This window comes from Solilutibacter tolerans (genome assembly GCF_900155935.1).
GTDB lineage: Bacteria > Pseudomonadota > Gammaproteobacteria > Xanthomonadales > Xanthomonadaceae > Solilutibacter > Solilutibacter tolerans.
The window spans coordinates 304,145-318,876 of record NZ_FTLW01000001.1 but is presented as its reverse complement, the minus strand read 5'-3'; the positions used below and the strand labels follow the sequence as shown (position 1 = coordinate 318,876).

Genomic DNA, 14,732 nt, shown 5'->3' with positions numbered 1-14,732 from the left:
CCAACACCTTAGGAGGAAAGCACCGACAGCGCCACCCGTGTTGGTGTGGGCTCGGGGGCGAGTACGCGTTCGATGTGGCCGTGGGCACCACGACCGGCCGCTGAAAGCAGTCGCACGCAATCCGCAGCGTAAGCTTCCGGATCACGCAGGCGCGAGTCGATGTCCTCGACCGTGGCCTTCGCGCGCAAAGCGGTACGCATCGGGCCAGGCTGCAAACCGGCGATACGCACGCTGGAGCCTTCCGTCTCTTTCGCCCACATCGGCACCAAGGCGGCGCGCGCTTGCTGGGCAGCTGCGTACGGCCCCCAGTGCGCCTTGCCGACATGATCGACGTCATCCACGACGAACACGACCGAAGCATCATCGGACAGCTTCATCACCGGCAGCACGGCACTGGTGAGCCAGATGGGTGCGGTGACATTGATGTGCATCGCGCGGGCGATCTGGGCCGGATCGGTGTATTCGAGCGGGGTCAGGCCGCGGAATTCGGCCGCGACGTGCAACAGGCCATCCAGCCGGCCGAAGGTCTCTTTGAGGCGCTCCGCCATGTCCAGATGATCGTCGGGCGAGGCACCTTCGAGATCCATCGGGTACAGCATCGCCTCGCCGCCAGCGGCGGTGACGGCGTCATACACTTTGTTGAGCCGACGCACGTTGCGGCCCAAGAGCACCACGGTTGCGCCGGCACGCGCCGCCGCGACCGATGCCGCTTCGCCCAATCCACCGGTCGCGCCGACGATCAGGACAACGCGGCCGTCCAGCGGCTTGCCCGCGAACTCGCTCACGCCTTGCCGGCTTCCGCGACGATGCGTGCAAGCTCACCCGACTCGTAGAGCTCGATGGTGATGTCGCAGCCGCCGATCAACTCGCCATTGATGAAGAGCTGAGGGAACGTCGGCCAGTTGGAGTAACGCGGCAGATTGGCGCGGATTTCCGGGTCTTCCAGCACGTTGATGGTGTGCAGGTCCGTCGCGCCGGCGGCTTTGAGCGCCTGCACGGTACGGCTGGAAAAGCCGCACATGGGGAATTGCGCAGTGCCCTTCATGAACAACACGATGGGATGGGATTCGACTTCGTTCTTGATGCGGTCGACGACCGTCATGACGCGCTCCTCGCCCGCCTTTGACAGACAGGCAACAGGGTGGGGATTTAGAATGAATAGTGTAACGGCAGGCACCTGTCGTTCCCAATCACCCGTTTCGATCACCCCCACCAAGGAGAGCCAGACATGGCCATCGAGCTGCCAGCCCTTCCCTTCGAGCGCACCGCGCTTGAGCCCCACATCTCCGGCGAAACCATCGATTACCACTACGGCAAGCACCACAAGGCCTATGTGGACAACCTGAACAAGATGATCGAAGGCACCGAGTTCGCCGACATGGCGCTGGAAGACATCATCAAGAAATCGCAAGGCGGCATGTTCAACAACGCGGCCCAGGTCTGGAACCACACCTTTTACTGGAACTGCTTGTCACCGAACGGCGGCGGCGAGCCGACCGGCAAGCTGGCCAATGCGATCAACGCGGCTTTCGGTGACTTCGCCACCTTCAAGGAAGAGTTCACCAAGACCGCCATCGGCACCTTCGGCTCCGGCTGGGCGTGGCTGGTGCAGCGCCCGGATGGCACCGTGGGCCTGGTCAGCACCTCCAACGCCGCGACCCCGCTCACCGGCGAGGACACCGCGCTGATGACCTGCGACGTGTGGGAACACGCCTACTACCTGGACTACCAGAACCTGCGTCCGAAGTATCTGGAAAACTTCTGGAGCTTGGTCAACTGGGACTTCATCGCGAAGAACCTGAAGTAAGCATTGCATCGCTTGCAGATACCAAAACGGCCGGAGCAATCCGGCCGTTTTTTGTTGGGCGATGTCGCTTCGATCAGCGCACGTCGTAACCGAATTTACGCGCGAGCAGCGCATCATCGCCATACTCGCCGTGGCAGATGGCAAAGTACAGATTCGCCAAGCCTTGCACGGCGCCCGCCACGCCATCCGGGCTGAGGCTGAGTCGCTCGCCGTGGTTCTCGACTGCGGCATAGGGACTGTTGGATGAGCACATCACCTGAGCACCGACCGCGGCGGACTGCCACTGGATATCCACGTCGTCTGGGCGATTGGGGTAAGGATCCTTGGGATGCGAGGATTCACCTGGCGTGACCTGCAAGTTGTAATTGGGCGCAGTGTTGCCACCGGTGCGCTCGACTTGCTCGATGCGGTACCAGTCGCAGCTGCCCGACCGACAGGTGCTGCGCAGGACGAAGCCTTTCGTGGGTACCGCCGCGAAGCTTGGGGATGCCGGGCCTTCAGCGGCCGGCGGTTCCGGTGCGGGCTCGGATGTGGCCGGCTCAGCGAGCGGTTGCGATCCGGCTGGCGCTTCGGTTTTTGCAGCGTTGTCCAATGGCGCGGACGCTGGATCCGTGGGCGTGCAGGCCGCCAAGATGGCGACGCACAGGCTGGCGGCAATCAGCGGGGGATGATGTCGTTTCATGCCGACACCATCGCGGGACTCAAATGGCCAGCGCGTGAACGACCGGGGCCACTTGCGTTTGCCGTTGCAATGCTTCGCCCACGCGGGTGAGCGATTGGGCGAGTTCTTGGGCACTGTCTGCACGCAACGTCGCATGCCCCACCTTGCGCCCTGTCCGCGCACTTTTGCCGTAGTCGTGCCAGTGGCCGCCCGGCTCGCGCAGGACAGGATGGGCATCAGGCATCTCGCCGATCCAGTTGAGCATGCAGGCGCGGCCCACCATGCGCGTATCGCCAAGCGGCAAACCCAGCACCGCGCGCAGATGGTTCTGGAATTGCGAGGTCTCGCTGCCTTCGATCGTCCAGTGGCCGGAGTTGTGCACGCGTGGCGCGATTTCGTTGGCCAGCAATTCACCATCGCGGCAGAACAGTTCCAACGCGAACACGCCGACGTAGTCCATCGCTTCAGCCAAGGACTTGGCGTACGCAATGGCGCGCGCGGCCATCGCATCATCAACACGTGCGGGCGCAAGGCTGGCCGACAGCACGCCATCGACATGCCAGTTTTCGGTCAGCGGCCAGCTGCGGAATTCGCCATCGCGGCCGCGAACGGCAACTACCGACAACTCGCGCTCGAACGGCACGAACGCTTCAAGGATCAAGCCCACGGTGCTCGCCTGCGCACCGAGCGCTTCCCATGCCGCATCGACATCACCCGCCGTCTTGATGCGGAACTGCCCCTTGCCGTCGTAACCCAGGCGCCGTGTCTTGAGGATGCAGGGAGCACCGAGTGTCGTCACAGCCGCATCGAGCGCAGCGCGATCTGTGATGTCGGCGAAATCCGGCACCGGGATACCGAGCTCGCGGAACAAAGTCTTTTCGGCCAGACGATCCTGCGACAAACCGAGCGCGCGCGGGTTCGGGAACACCGGCACGCGCGAGGACAACCACTCGGCGGAAGCGGCCGGCACGTTTTCGAAATCGAACGTCGCGACATCCACCTGGGAAGCGAATTCGGCGAGCGCGGCTTCATCGGTGTAATCGCCCACCACCATCGGCGCGAACTGGCCGGCACAGGCATCGGCCACGCTGTCCATCACCAAAAAGCGCAGGCCCAGCGGTGCACCGGAAAGCGCCATCATGCGGGCCAGCTGCCCGCCGCCCAAGATTCCGACGGTGGTCATGCGATGCGCGGGTCGTCGGCCGCCATCACGTCATCAGTCTGCTTGCGACGGAAGGCTTCGAGGTTTTTCGCAACATCCGCGTCTTCGCTGGCCAACATCGCGGCGGCGAACAGCGCGGCGTTCGCGGCACCCGCATTGCCGATGGCGAAGGTGGCGACGGGAATGCCCGCCGGCATCTGCACGATGGAGAGCAATGAATCCATGCCGTTGAGTGCTTTGGATTGCACCGGCACGCCCAGCACCGGCACCGCGGTCTTCGCAGCAATCATACCCGGCAAATGCGCCGCGCCGCCGGCACCTGCAATGATCGCGCGCAGGCCGCGTTCGGCCGCATTTTCGGCGTAATCAAACAGCACGTCCGGCGTGCGATGCGCGGACACCACGCGTACTTCATGCGCGACGCCCAGCGCCTCGAGTTTCTGCGCCGCGTGCTGCATGGTTTCCCAGTCCGAGCGCGAGCCCATCACGATGCCCACCTTGGGCTTGCGGTCAGCGGTCATGGCCGTCCCCTTGCACAAAGACGTATTCTAACGGCCCCGCCCCGCGATGCCACGTTCATGGACAAGAAGCTGCTCGACATCCTCGCCTGCCCGGTCACGCGCCAGCCGTTGGCCCTGCTCGATGGCGACAAGCTGAAGGCATTGAACGCCGCCATCTCGGCGGGCGGCGTGCGCTTCGGCGATCACGAACAGACCGAGGCGCTGCGTGAAGCGCTGGTCACCCGCGACGGCAAGCGCATCTATCGCATCGACGACGGCATTCCGGTGTTGTTGCCGGAAGAAGGGGTGGAGGCGGCGTCGATCAGCGGCCTGGCCGCATGAGCGTGCAAGTGGTCCCACCCGACCCGAGCATGGTCGAGGCCGATGTCCGCCGCGCTTTGGCCGAGGATGTGCGCGAAGGCGACGTGACCGCCAGCCTGCTGCCGGACGGCCCCGACATCGCCTACCTGTTGTGCAAGGAAGACGCCGTCATCGCCGGTCGGCCCTGGTTCGATGCGACGCACCAGGCGCTCGACCCTGACGTGCGCATCGACTGGCGCATCAACGAAGGTGATCGCGTCGAGGCCAACACCGTCATCGCCACCCTCGAAGGCAAGAACCGCTCGCTGGTGACCGGTGAGCGCACCGCGCTCAACTTTCTGCAGACCCTGTCCGGCACGTCGACGACGACCGCGCAGTATGTCGATGCGGTAGCTGGCACGGGCACCAAGATTCTCGACACGCGCAAGACCATTCCCGGCCTGCGCATGGCGCAGAAATACGCGGTGCGGATGGGCGGCGGGCACAACCACCGCATCGGTTTGTTCGATGCGGTGATGCTGAAGGAAAACCACATCCGCGCGTTTGGCTCGCTGGCGGCAGCGGCGAAGGAAGCGACATCGCGCTATCCCGACCTGCCCTTGATTGTCGAAGTCGAAACGTTGGCGCAACTGCGTGAGGCGCTCGAAACCGGCTGCACCCGCATCCTCATCGATGATTTCGATGCCGATACTCGCCGCCAAGCCGTGCGCATCGCGCGTGACGAATTCGGCGGCCGTATTCCGCTGGAAGTCTCGGGCGGCGTGGATATGACGACGCTGCGCGGCATCGCCAAAGACGGCGTGGACTTCATCTCCATCGGTAGCCTGACCAAGCATGTGCGCGCCATTGACCTCTCAATGAAGCTGGGGCCACCGCCGCTAACGGCACGTTGAACTACTTCGTGGCAGGCTATCCGCCCCATGACCGGAAACCTGCCATGAAGAAGCACTCGACCCGGCCTCTGCTCCTCGCGTTTGGCATGTCGATGCTGGCCGCCTGCGCCAGCACGCCCAAGCCTGCCCCCAAGCCTGATGGTGTGCCCGTCACGCCGCAGCCCACCACGCCGCAAACCCCAACGCAAACCCAAACCCCGATGTATCGCGTGCCGCCGATGCAGTTCCCGGCAGGTACGCCGACCGCCTCGCGCATCACCCAGATCGCCCTGCGCGAACATGTCGCCTGGTATCAGCCTTTCATCGACACCAATGGCCGTTTGGCCAGTCGCCGGGTGTCGGAGGCCGAACGATCCAAGCTCAACGATGGCGACGAGCCATGGGCGCGCGTGGTCGCCTACTGGCGTGACAGCGGCACCCTCTACGAGATGGTGAATTCGAACCAGGGCGGTGCCTACCAGTGCCAGAACCCGTATACCTCCAACTTTGCGCGCAATGAGTGCCGCGGCTTTGTGGTCGATACCGCATGGTCGGCCGCCTTCATCTCCTACGTGATGGCGCAGGCCGGCGTGCAGGGCTTCCGTACCTCGCCCCGCCACATCGATTACATCCGCGCGGCGTATCGCGGTGATGCGACCAGCCCGTACAGCTTCCAGGACCCCAACCAGACCCCGATCCAGCCGGGCGACATGCTTTGCTATGTACGCAACAGCAGCAGCGTCGTGGGCCATGGTGGACTGCAAACCTTCCTGTCCGGCTCCAACGCCGGTCTGCAATCGCATTGCGACATCGCGGTATCGCTCAAGGGCAACCAGGTCTGGATGGTCGGCGGCAACGTGGCCAACATGGTGACGATGCGTAAGCTGACGCTCGATGCCGGCGGCCGCGCCTTGTTACCGCGCCCGATCAGCACCACATGGATGGGGACGGACGAAGACGGACAGGATCCTTCCTGTTCACCGGCCAACGAGGCTTCGTGCAGCATGAACCGGCAAAATTGGGCCGTGCTGTTGAAACTTACCCGCCCCTGATTCGAGGTGATGGATGGATTGGTTGTTATGGCTGCTGATTGCAGTGGTGATCGGCGGCGCTTGGTTCAACAGCGCCCGCCAAGCGGCTGAAATCGCGCGCGAGGTAGGCCAAGCGGCCTGCCGCCGCAACGGCGTGCAATGGCTGGATGAGAGCGTGCATGCCACCGGTTTCAGAATCCGTCGTAAAGCAAATGGCCGACTCGGGCTGGAACGCAGCTTCCGCTTCGAATATTCGCGCGATGGCAGCGATCGCCATGCCGGTAGCCTATCGCTGCTCGGCGGGGAGCTGGTACGTTTCGTCGGGCCGGTGCGCGAAGATGGCCAGACCAACAGCCTCAACTTCGGAGGCTGACCGCGCGGCTTACTTCACCACCCGCAGTTGGGGCCGCTTGGGGCTATTGCCCGGCTCGTTCGAGGGGGGCGTCGGCTCGTCGTCATCGCCATCGCTGCTTTCGTCCGAACCCTCTGCAGCAGGCACTGCCGACAACATCGGTCGCTTGGGCGCGTCATCGACATCCGCCTGTACAGGGGGGGATGCCGCATCATCCATATCCACATCTTCCGGCAAGGCCATGCCCTGCCCGGTTTCACGCGAGTAGATCGCCAGCACCGCCGCCACCGGCACGAAGACCTCGTGAGCGACGCCGCCAAAGCGCGCACCGAAGGTGATGTAGTCATTGCCGAGGCTGAGCTGCCCGACCGCGCGCTCGGCGATGTTCAGCACAACCTTGCCGTCCTTGGCAGTGCCGGGCGGCACATGCACGCCGGGAAAATCGGCATTCACCAGCAAATGCGGTGTCATGCCGTTGTCGCTTATCCATTCGTGGATTGCGCGCAACAGGTATGGGCGCTGACTGCTCATTGCAGCCACCGTCGTGTCGTCATTCATGCGTTGCCCCCGTGCCGCGCTTGGCTACTGAGGTCGGCATCACTCAGGCATGTCGCGGAGTTTCTTCTCTTCCTCGGTCAGGCTGCGCACGAAGCCCGGGTTGCGGAAGATGCGGTTGCCGTAGTCCTCGATCGCCTTGCCGCCGTCCTTCGGCAGCGGAATGCCGAGCGATTCCAAACGCCAGATGATCGGCGCGATGGCGCAATCGGCCAAGCTCATTTCGGTGTTGAGGAAAAACTTACTTGCCTTGAACAGCGGCACCGACTGCACCAGCAACTCAGTCAGGCGTTTTTTTGCGGCATCGGCCTGCGACTTGCCGCCGAGCTGCATCGCCTGCACTTGTGGCACCCAGTCGTGTTCGATGCGCAGCATGGCCAGGCGCAAGCGTGCACGCGATAGTGGATCGATCGGCATCAACGGCGGATGCGGGTAGCGCTCGTCGATGTATTCGCTGACTACCGACGCTGCGTAGAGCACCAGGTCACGCTCGACCAAGGTCGGCACCGAGTGATAGGGGTTGAGGTCGATGAGATCCTCGGGCGGCCGCGTCGGATCGACGGGGATGAAGTCGTAAGTGACGCCTTTCGCCGCCAGCACCAGCCTGACGCGGTGCGAAAGCACATCGTCAACGCCAGAGAACAGGGTCAAGTTGTTACGGACCCGGGAGGTTGTCGCCATCATCGTCATCATCTCCTTGCCTTCCACCCCATGTGCAACGCGGGCCATGCGGCCCGCGTCGTGATCAATGCACGTCCTTCCAGTATTCCTTCTTCACAAGCCATGCCAGGAAGGTGAAGAAAGCCAAGAACAGCAGCACCCAGACACCCAGGCTCTGCCGCTTCAGCCCGGCCGGCTCTCCCGTGTAGGCGAGGAACGCGCTGATGTCGCGAGCCACCTGATCGAACTCCGCCGGCTTCAGGCGACCGACTTGGGTCACTGCCAGCCCAGCCACTGGGCGCTCGCCGGTCGCGTCGGCCTTGCCGTATTCGGCATGTTGCAGGCCTTGCAGCTCCCACAACGGGTTGGGCATCGAGGCGTTCGGGAACACCGTGTTGTTCCAACCCAGTGGACGCGATTCGTCCAGGTAGAACGACTTCAGGTAGGTGTAGACCCAGTCGTTGCCGCGCACGCGCGAGATCACCGACAGGTCCGGCGGCGCCTTGCCGAACAACTTCTTGCCCAGCTCCGCGTCCATGCCGGTAATGACGTTGCCGCCGATCTGCGTGCCTTCCTTGAAGATCAGGTTCTGCTTGACCTCTTCTTCGGTCAGGCCCAGGTCTTCGCCGATGCGCGAATAGCGCTGGTATTTCAGCGAGTGACAGCCCGAGCAATAGCTCATGTAGTACTTGGCGCCGCGCTGCAGCGAGGCCTGGTCGCCCAGGTCCACGCCCGACTGCTCCAGATGCACGCCGGTCTCGGCAGCTTGGACGCCACCGGCCAACATCAGGCCCGCGATCAAACCCATGAAAGTGAGATGCAATTTCTTCATGTCAGTGCTCCCCCGTGACGCGCTCAGGCACTGGTTTGGTTTTATCGAGTTTCGTCCAGATCGGCATGCTGAGGAAGAACACGAAATAGAACACGGTCAGGATGCGTCCAATGATCGTCTCGGTCGGGTCGGTGCCCGGACCCGCGCCGATCTTGGCCAGCCACACGAAAGTGAAGGCAAAGGCCAGCAACATCACCCACGACAGCTTGCCGCGATAGCGATAGGACTTGACCTTGGCGCGATCCAGCCACGGCAGCAGGAACAGCACGGCGATCGCGGCGAACATCACCAACACGCCCCACAGCTTGATGCCGAAGAACGACGGCACCACACGCAACATCGCGTAGTACGGGGTGAAGTACCACACCGGCTTGATGTGCGCCGGGGTCACCAGCGGATCGGCGGCGGTGAAGTTGTCATGTTCCAGGAACCAGCCACCAAAGGCCGGCGCGAAGAAGATGATGAAGGCGGCGACCATCAGGAAGCAGCCGACGTAGAAGGTGTCCTTCACCGTGTAGTACGGGTGGAAGGGGATGCCGTCAGCCGGCGCGGTCGGCGACCAGCGGTTGCCCTTCGGACCCTTCTTGATCTCGATGCCGTCCGGGTTGTTGGAACCCACCTCATGCAGCGCACCGATGTGCAGCACCACCAGCAGCAACAGCACCAGCGGCAGCGCGATAACGTGTAGCGCAAAGAAACGGTTGAGGGTGGCATCGCCCGGGTTGTAATCACCCATGATCCACTCGGTCAGGCCGCCACCGATCACCGGGATCGCGCCGAACAGCGAGATGATCACCTTGGCACCCCAGAACGACATCTGGCCCCACGGCAGCACGTAGCCCATGAAGGCTTCGGCCATCAGCACCAGGTAGATCAGCATGCCGAGAATCCACACCAGCTCACGAGGCTTGCGGTAGCTGCCGTACATCAGCCCGCGGAACATGTGCAGGTAGATGACGATGAAGAACAGCGATGCGCCGGTCGAGTGCATGTAGCGGATCAGCCAGCCCCACTCCACGTCGCGCATGATGTACTCGACGGAGTTGAAGGCTTCCGCGGCACTCGGCTTGAAGTGCATGGTGAGGAAGATGCCGGTCAGGATCTGGTTGACCAGCACGACCATCGACAATACGCCGAAGATGTACCAGATGTTGAAGTTCTTCGGCGCGTAGTACTCGCTCATGTGCTTGCGATAGAACGGCATGAAGCCGGGCGCACGCTCGTTGAACCAGTCCATCAGATTATTGGCAGTACGGGTGATGACGTTCGACATGGCTTACGCGGCTCCCGTCGGCTCGACGCCGATCACCAGGGTGTTGTCGTCCTGGAAGTGGTACGGCGGCACGGGCAGCGCCAGCGGTGCGGGCTGCGCCTTGTAGACGCGACCGGCGATGTCGTACTTGGACTTGTGGCAGGGGCAGAAATAGCCGCCCTTCCATTCCGCGTCGAACGGCATCGGCTTGACTTCCGGCAGGTACTCCGGCGCGCAGCCCAAGTGCGTGCACACACCGACCAGCACCAGGATCTCCGGCTTGATCGAGCGATATTCGTTCTTGGCGAAAGCCGGGGTCTGGTCGGCATTGTCCGAGGCCGGATCCACCACCAGCGCGTCCATGGCCTTCAGGCTTTCGACCATGGCCGGCGTGCGGCGGGCGATGAAGATCGGCTGGCCGCGCCACATGACGGTGACCTGCTCACCGGCACCGATGTCATCGATCGCACGGATCGTCGGCGCACCGGCCAATTTGGCCCGGGCACTGGGATTCCAGCTCTTGATGAACGGGACGGCGGCAATACCTGCGCCAACGGCGCCCACCACGGCCGTGGTGGCGGTCAAAAACCGGCGGCGACCCGGATTGTCCGGGCTGTGTACCTCATCGTGGGCCATTCGGCGCTCCGATAGTTAATGCTGGCGAATGCTGGCAGCCACACCCACGCGGGGTGGCCACAAAGACGACAAAGTGTAACGGAACGTTAAATGGCAGGACAATATCGACCAACCCAAAAACGGGATCAACGCGACGCCAATTGGCCGCGATATCGGTCCGCCAACACCCTGACACGCTCCACATAACGCCGGGTTTCGCTGTACGGCGGCACGCCTTTGTACTTGTCCACGGCGCCCTCACCCGCGTTGTAACCGGCGGATGCCAAGGTCAAATCCCCCTTGAAGCGCTTGAGCAGCCAAGCCAGGTACTGGACCCCGCCATGGATGTTCTGGCGGGCATCAAAGGCGTTGGTGACCCCGAAACGCCGCGCCGTTGCCGGCATCAGCTGCATCAAACCTTGCGCCCCGACCCGCGACAATGCCTTCGGGTTGTAGGCGGATTCTGCGTGGATGATGGCGCGGACGATCGCCGGATCGACCCCGTGCAGGCGCGCCGCCTCGTCAATTTCCGCCTGATAGGCCGAGGTGTTCAGTCGCAAGGTACCGAAATTGACACCGGGCTTGGCTCCGCAGGCGAAGCAAGCCTCCATATAGCTAAAGGGGATCGACTTTAGCGAAGAGGCCGCAACACCGCGCGGCGGCGTGGTGCTGGCGTAAGTGATGCCATTGCGCTTATAGGTGTAGACACGCCCGCTGACCCGGCGGCTTGAAGAAGAAGAGGTGGACATGGGGGCCGAGACGACCGGAGAAGCACTCACGGCGGCCTGCGCATTGGCGGGCGTTACTGGCGTGATCGTTGCCGCAGAGGCCGATGCCACAGGCTGCCATTTGGAGGCAGGCTGCTTGGTGTAGCTCGCCACCGCCGAACAACTTGCCCCCGGCACGCGCTTGCTGGAATAGCTGCGACTGCCATCCGGCGACTCGCAGCGGTACAGCGTGCCGGCCAGCGCGTCGTTCACGCCCCACCAGCCCACCATTACGCAGAAGAGCCACCCGACAACCCGCATCCGCCCCATCCCCTTTGATTGATTCGGCCAAAATTAGCGCCTAACCCTTGGCGCACAAGCTTTTGCAAACATACACCGCGCGCATTGCCTACACTAGTGCCTTGTCCTCACCTCACCATCCGGCCCGGAATCACCACCGCGCCCCGGAGACTCCATGACTGACCGTATTCCCCTTGCCGTGCTTGATGCCGGCCAGCCCGCCCGTCCCGCCACGGGCACTCCCACCGGCAAACTCTTCATCCAGACCCACGGATGTCAGATGAACGAGTACGATTCGGCGAAGATGGCCGACGTTCTGGCCGAACACGAAGGCCTTGAACTCACCACGAACGCCGAAGAAGCCGACGTGATCTTGGTCAATACCTGCTCGATACGCGAAAAAGCGCAAGAGAAGGTTTTCAGCCAGCTGGGCCGTTGGCGGCAATTGAAGGAAGGCGGCAAGCCGGTCCTGATCGGCGTCGGCGGCTGCGTGGCCTCGCAAGAAGGCGATGGCATCGTTAAGCGCGCGCCATTCGTCGATCTGGTCTTCGGCCCACAGACCCTGCATCGCCTACCGGAGCTGATCCGCGCCCGCCGCGAATCCGGCCGCCCGCAGGTGGACATCAGCTTCCCCGAAATCGAGAAGTTCGACGCCCTGCCCGAAGCGCGCGCCGATGGCCCGACCGCCTTCGTCTCGATCATGGAAGGCTGCAGCAAGTACTGCAGCTTCTGCGTGGTGCCCTACACCCGCGGTACCGAGATCAGCCGCCCGTTCGAGGACGTCTTGGTCGAAGTCGCCCAGCTCGCCACCCAGGGCGTACGCGAGATCAACTTGCTCGGCCAGAACGTCAATGCGTATCGCGGGCCGATCAGCGATTCCGAAGAAACCGCAGACTTGGGACTCTTGATCCGCGCCATCGCCGAGATTGACGGCATCGACCGCATCCGCTTCACCACCTCACACCCGCTGGAGTTCAGCGATTCGCTGATCGAGGCCTACCGCGACGTGCCCAAGCTCGCCAACTACCTGCACCTGCCGGTGCAGGCCGGCAGCGACCGCATCCTGGCAGCAATGAAACGCGGCTACACGGCGCTGGAGTTCAAGCAGAAGATCCGCAAGCTGCGCGCGGTGCGTCCGGACATCAGCATCAGCTCGGATTTCATCGTCGGCTTCCCCGGCGAGACCGAGGCCGATTTCGAGAAGACGATGAAGCTGATCGAGGATGTCGGCTTCGACCAGAGCTTCAGCTTCATCTATTCGCGCCGCCCCGGCACGCCTGCCGCGGATTTGCCCGATGACGTCAGCGATGCCGAGAAGCATGCTCGCCTGTCGCGTCTGCAGGCGCACATCAACGCGCACAGCTTCGAGATCTCCAAAACGATGATCGGAAGTACGCAGCGTGTGCTGGTCACCGGCACGTCACGCAAGGACGCGAACGAACTCACCGGCAAGACCGAAAACATGCGTCAGGTGAACTTTGCCGGGCATCCGCGCTTGATCGGCGGATTTGTCGATGTGGTGATCACCGATGCGCTGCCGAATTCATTGCGTGGGCGGGTGGCGACGGGCGATTGATTCACTCGATGCGCCGGCCTTCTGCATCGAACATCTCGCCGAAGCACACATTGGGGAACATCAGATTGGGGTCGTCATCGTCGGGCATCTCCGAACCCAAGGGGACGTTGGCGCATCGCCACTCGCCCGGCGCATCCGGCTTGCCATGCGATGACTTCCAGCGCACGGTTCGGCCATCACCCAGCAACATCCATTGCAATGGCCCCTGCGACACCACGAACGCATCACTGACCGCGGCGGATGACGCATCCAGGCGCCAGCGTGTGCCCTTGGCCATCTGAAGGACAAATTGGCGGCGCACCAAAGCCTCGTCTCTTTTTATGTACGTGTCCTGCGTCAGGTAACGGTAGCCGAAGGTCAAGATGACCCTCGGCGGCAGCGACTTGAGCACGCCATCGGATGCCACGCGCTGAAAGCGCCGTTCGATCCGCTCGATGTCATCCGGGGTGGCCAAATCGCCATCGCGCAGGTTCAGCTCAACATAGGCTATGACCGGCCGATCCGCCCCCTTGCGCCGGAGTTGCACGCGCAGCCGCTGCGGTCCTCGTGCGCGCGGATCGCGCATCAAGGCTTCCTTCGATGCACGGTCGTCTATGGATATGGCCCGCAGGTGATAGTCCTGGCGCAGGCGCAGGTAGGCAGTAGGCGCTTGTGCGATGGCATCCACGTTGCTGTTGATTTCCATCAGACCCAGCTTGAGAAGATGTTGGCGCTTGTCTGCATCCACCTGGGCGACAAGCGCATCGCGGTTGACGGCATCCGCCGGCAGTATTTCCAGCAATGCATCGGCGAAATTCGTCGAATAACTGAATGCCCCATCCGCATTCCGCCACGGCAACATGCGATACATGTGCCCCGCCGTGCTTGCACCAAGCTGGGAGCCATCGTCGAAAATCGCCTTGACCCCCACGCCCACTTCCAGATCCACGGCAAACTGGCTCGCGGCATCTCGCAGCACCATGCCCAGGGTGGCTGGATCCCGTAGTCGCTCCCGATACCTCTGCGCGGCAAGATGAGCCTCTTCGACTGCCGCCCATTTCTCCGGACGCCACAGGGCATCGATGTCGGCCTGCCACACATCGAGCGGTGCCATTTCAGACGCATCCACCGTGGTGGTCGGTGGCAACCTCATCACCTCGATCAGCCGCCGCACCTTGTCCACGTTCATCCAGCCCATGACGGGCTCCGTGGTCTCGGGCGGCAGCACATCATGCGGCGGCGTGTCACTGCGCCTGATTTCGACGACCGTGGTTTCGCTTCGATAGCCCTCGCCACTGCGCCGCAGGGTCAGCCGGGTGGCACGCCCTTGACCAAAACCACCGGCCGATGACGAGATTTCCAGCGTAACGGGCAAGACACCTTGTTCACGAGCTTGCCCGGCAGTCTTGATAGGCGCCTGAGACCATGCGGCCATCACCCAAACGCCGAACATGGCAAGCAAGGCCCATTTGCCCAAGGCTCTCATCCTGCTTCTCGTCCTTGCCCCGTCGCCCATGCCAACAAGAATGCGTGCCTGATTCTGCTTGGGC

General features: G+C 62.9%; 18 protein-coding genes. 6 read left to right on the top strand and 12 right to left on the bottom strand.

Going from position 1 to position 14,732, the window contains the following annotated elements; translation table 11 throughout:
- Positions 1-8: 8 nt before the first annotated feature.
- Both BW989_RS01560 and grxD read right to left on the bottom strand, forming a co-directional pair.
- Positions 9-785: an SDR family NAD(P)-dependent oxidoreductase gene (locus BW989_RS01560; protein WP_076584744.1), complete on the bottom strand. Its 777-nt coding sequence runs from the start codon at positions 783-785 to the stop codon at positions 9-11.
- Entirely contained in the window at positions 782-1,102 is a 321-nt protein-coding gene (grxD, locus tag BW989_RS01555; RefSeq protein WP_076584743.1) for a Grx4 family monothiol glutaredoxin, read from the bottom strand. Before grxD ends, BW989_RS01560 begins: the two co-directional genes overlap by 4 nt.
- A gap of 126 nt (positions 1,103-1,228) precedes the next feature.
- Here grxD and BW989_RS01550 point away from each other — a divergent pair, with 126 nt between their 5' ends.
- Complete coding sequence (locus BW989_RS01550) at positions 1,229-1,807, top strand: superoxide dismutase (protein ID WP_076584742.1); 579 nt, start codon at positions 1,229-1,231, stop codon at positions 1,805-1,807.
- A gap of 73 nt (positions 1,808-1,880) precedes the next feature.
- Here the strand turns inward: BW989_RS01550 and BW989_RS01545 are convergent, their stop codons facing one another.
- Genes BW989_RS01545 through purE form a run of 3 tightly spaced genes read right to left on the bottom strand, consistent with a single transcriptional unit; the run spans position 1,881 to position 4,151 of the window.
- On the bottom strand, positions 1,881-2,489 hold the full coding sequence (locus BW989_RS01545) for a hypothetical protein (RefSeq protein WP_076584741.1): 609 nt from the start codon (positions 2,487-2,489) through the stop codon (positions 1,881-1,883).
- A 19-nt stretch (positions 2,490-2,508) separates the two neighbouring features.
- A complete protein-coding gene (locus tag BW989_RS01540) occupies positions 2,509-3,651 on the bottom strand; it encodes a 5-(carboxyamino)imidazole ribonucleotide synthase (RefSeq protein WP_076584740.1) in 1,143 nt (380 codons plus the stop codon).
- Complete coding sequence (gene purE / locus BW989_RS01535) at positions 3,648-4,151, bottom strand: 5-(carboxyamino)imidazole ribonucleotide mutase (RefSeq protein WP_076584739.1); 504 nt, start codon at positions 4,149-4,151, stop codon at positions 3,648-3,650. Before purE ends, BW989_RS01540 begins: the two co-directional genes overlap by 4 nt.
- Positions 4,152-4,208: 57 nt before the next feature.
- Here purE and BW989_RS01530 point away from each other — a divergent pair, with 57 nt between their 5' ends.
- From BW989_RS01530 to BW989_RS01515, 4 genes are read left to right on the top strand one after another with little or no spacing between them, the layout of a single operon-like run.
- Entirely contained in the window at positions 4,209-4,472 is a 264-nt protein-coding gene (locus BW989_RS01530) for a Trm112 family protein (RefSeq protein WP_076584738.1), read from the top strand.
- Positions 4,469-5,344 carry a carboxylating nicotinate-nucleotide diphosphorylase gene (gene nadC, locus BW989_RS01525; RefSeq protein WP_076584737.1) on the top strand — a complete coding sequence of 292 codons (876 nt, stop codon included), beginning with the start codon at positions 4,469-4,471 and terminating at the stop codon, positions 5,342-5,344. The genes BW989_RS01530 and nadC overlap by 4 nt, the downstream gene beginning before the upstream one ends.
- Before the next feature lie 44 nt (positions 5,345-5,388).
- A complete protein-coding gene (locus tag BW989_RS01520; RefSeq protein WP_076584736.1) occupies positions 5,389-6,375 on the top strand; it encodes a DUF2272 domain-containing protein in 987 nt (328 codons plus the stop codon).
- 13 nt (positions 6,376-6,388) lie between these two features.
- The gene (locus BW989_RS01515) at positions 6,389-6,727 is read left to right on the top strand and encodes a DUF3301 domain-containing protein (RefSeq protein ID WP_076584735.1); all 339 of its coding nucleotides are present in this window, start codon (positions 6,389-6,391) and stop codon (positions 6,725-6,727) included.
- Positions 6,728-6,736: 9 nt separating this feature from the next.
- On the opposite strand, the gene BW989_RS01510 is transcribed toward BW989_RS01515, so the two are convergent.
- The 6 genes from BW989_RS01510 to BW989_RS01485 form a co-directional block, all read right to left on the bottom strand.
- Positions 6,737-7,237 (bottom strand): ClpXP protease specificity-enhancing factor, encoded by a 501-nt coding sequence (locus tag BW989_RS01510; RefSeq protein ID WP_425476635.1) that lies wholly within the window; start codon positions 7,235-7,237, stop codon positions 6,737-6,739.
- Between the two features lie 66 nt (positions 7,238-7,303).
- Positions 7,304-7,942: a glutathione S-transferase N-terminal domain-containing protein gene (locus BW989_RS01505; RefSeq protein WP_076585256.1), complete on the bottom strand. Its 639-nt coding sequence runs from the start codon at positions 7,940-7,942 to the stop codon at positions 7,304-7,306.
- Between the two features lie 64 nt (positions 7,943-8,006).
- Positions 8,007-8,753, bottom strand: coding sequence for a cytochrome c1 (locus BW989_RS01500; RefSeq protein WP_076584733.1), 747 nt, complete (start codon positions 8,751-8,753; stop codon positions 8,007-8,009).
- A gap of 1 nt (position 8,754) precedes the next feature.
- Complete coding sequence (locus BW989_RS01495; protein ID WP_076584732.1) at positions 8,755-10,026, bottom strand: cytochrome b; 1,272 nt, start codon at positions 10,024-10,026, stop codon at positions 8,755-8,757.
- A 3-nt stretch (positions 10,027-10,029) separates the two neighbouring features.
- Positions 10,030-10,641, bottom strand: coding sequence for a ubiquinol-cytochrome c reductase iron-sulfur subunit (gene petA, locus BW989_RS01490; protein WP_076584731.1), 612 nt, complete (start codon positions 10,639-10,641; stop codon positions 10,030-10,032).
- A 125-nt stretch (positions 10,642-10,766) separates the two neighbouring features.
- The gene (locus BW989_RS01485) at positions 10,767-11,648 is read right to left on the bottom strand and encodes a lytic transglycosylase domain-containing protein (protein ID WP_083688104.1); all 882 of its coding nucleotides are present in this window, start codon (positions 11,646-11,648) and stop codon (positions 10,767-10,769) included.
- 154 nt (positions 11,649-11,802) lie between these two features.
- Here BW989_RS01485 and miaB point away from each other — a divergent pair, with 154 nt between their 5' ends.
- Positions 11,803-13,203: a tRNA (N6-isopentenyl adenosine(37)-C2)-methylthiotransferase MiaB gene (gene miaB, locus BW989_RS01480; protein ID WP_083688102.1), complete on the top strand. Its 1,401-nt coding sequence runs from the start codon at positions 11,803-11,805 to the stop codon at positions 13,201-13,203.
- 1 nt (position 13,204) lies between these two features.
- On the opposite strand, the gene BW989_RS01475 is transcribed toward miaB, so the two are convergent.
- Positions 13,205-14,668 carry a hypothetical protein gene (locus BW989_RS01475; protein ID WP_076584729.1) on the bottom strand — a complete coding sequence of 488 codons (1,464 nt, stop codon included), beginning with the start codon at positions 14,666-14,668 and terminating at the stop codon, positions 13,205-13,207.
- Between the last annotated feature and the right edge of the window lie 64 nt (positions 14,669-14,732).